This window comes from Heliorestis acidaminivorans (assembly GCF_008933955.1).
GTDB classification, from domain to species: domain Bacteria; phylum Bacillota; class Desulfitobacteriia; order Heliobacteriales; family Heliobacteriaceae; genus Heliorestis; species Heliorestis acidaminivorans.
Genome location: NZ_WBXO01000028.1, coordinates 1 through 1,881, shown reverse-complemented (window position 1 = coordinate 1,881; position 1,881 = coordinate 1). Strand labels below are relative to the sequence as shown.

The 1,881-nt window shown below is 43.0% G+C and carries 1 protein-coding gene; it reads left to right on the top strand.

All coding sequences use genetic code 11. From position 1 onward, the window contains the following. The first annotated feature begins 555 nt into the window (after window positions 1–555). Window positions 556–1,791 (top strand): group II intron reverse transcriptase/maturase, encoded by a 1,236-nt coding sequence (gene ltrA / locus F9B85_RS14005; protein ID WP_151621827.1) that lies wholly within the window; start codon window positions 556–558, stop codon window positions 1,789–1,791. The last annotated feature ends 90 nt before the right edge of the window (window positions 1,792–1,881 follow it).

The following is a 1,881-nucleotide window of genomic DNA, read 5'->3' as shown; positions in this document are numbered from 1 at the left end:
TTCGTGTGTCACGACGAAACATCTAAGTAGTTGTTTCATGCTCCATAAGAGATGAGGGTTTTGGGCCCCTCGAACTCGCTATACAGGTAGAGAGTTCAAACCACCTTAAGGTGCGTCAGTCAAAAGCTGATGTGCTGAGCGTTAAGGAAAAGGCAAATCATAAGAATTTGTCAGGTATGTGTTGTAGAGATGAACGAAAGTGAACCACTGAAGACGCCTCGAAAGGCTCAGACGTTGTCAAAACCAGTAAGGAATGCAGTGCTGGGATAAGCTTAGAGGACACCTGTTTACTGTCTAAGCGACAACCGGGGTAAAGGTGGCATGAATATAGCACAGGCTTTTATGGGGAACGTGAGAACCTAGAACCTTGATGCCAAAGGAAAAGCCACAAGTAGGAAAAAAAAAAAAATCTACAAGGGCGAAAGTACAGATGCAAGGTTGTATAGGGGCGGAATAGCTCGTAGTAGTAATGAAGCTTCTGTAATGGAAGTAGAGCGAAGGGGCTATATTATCCAGTCTTGTGCTTTAGTCAACCGGCACACTGGGAGGAACTGAATGAACAAGACAAAGTCGTTTGCGATTTCAAAACAAATGGTATTCAAAGCCTACAATCAAGTCGTTGCTAATCGGGGTGCCGCGGGGATAGATAACATCTCAATCGAGCAGTTTCAGGAAAAACTATCGAAGAACCTTTATAAGATATGGAATCGACTATCATCAGGCAGTTACTTTCCACCATCAGTCAAAGCCGTGGAAATTCCAAAGAAAAATGGGGGAACTAGAGTACTCGGTGTACCAACCGTAGCCGATAGAATCGCTCAGATGGTAGTTAGAAACAGTTTCGAACCTAAGGCAGAGAAACACTTTCTTCCAGATTCTTATGGATATCGCCCAAGAAGGTCAGCTCATGATGCCTTAGCTGTCACAAGAAAACGGTGCTGGCAAATGAATTGGGTGCTCGAATTCGACATAAAAGGACTATTTGATAACATTGACCACGAGCTATTAATGAAAGCAGTCACAAAGCATACAGACTGCAAGTGGGAACTGCTCTATATCAAAAGATGGTTAACAGCTCCCTTTGAAAAGAAGAATGGAGAAATTGTCCCTAGAAATAGCGGTGTTCCGCAAGGGGGAGTAATCAGTCCTGTACTTGCTAACCTCTTTCTTCATTACACTTTCGACAAATGGATGGTAATAAACTTTCCGAACAATCCCTGGTGCAGGTATGCGGACGATGGAATCGTACATTGTAAGTCCAAAGAACAAGCAGAATACATTCGGATAAGCTTAGAGAAAAGACTTGAACAATGTAAACTTGCAATGCATCCAGATAAGACGAAAATCGTCTACTGCAAAGATTCCAATCGGAAAGGGAACCATGAAAACATCCAGTTTACCTTTCTGGGCTACACATATAAGCCAAGAAAAGCGAAGGGCCAAAACGGTACTGTCTTCACCAGCTTTCTGCCTGCAATAAGCAAGAAAGCGAAAGAGCATATTCGCCAAACCATCAAAAGTTGGCGACTACTCTGGATGACAAACAAAAGTCTTGTAGATATTGCGTGGCAATACAACCCTGTAATTCGCGGATGGCTGAATTACTATGGAAAGTACGGGAAGAAAGAGCTCACCAAAGTACTGGAACACATCAACCTGCACTTGAGCTTATGGATTCGTAGGAAATACAAAAAGTACAAAACGAAACCCACCCAAGCACGACAACTACTGAGCTATATAGCAACAAAAGAAAGAAACCTATTTGCACACTGGAAAGTTGGAATAACGTAAACGATTGGATAATAAGAGCCGTATGACATGAGAGTGTCACGTACGGTTCTGTGAGGGTCTGAGGGTGAAATTCCCTTGGTCTACTCGACT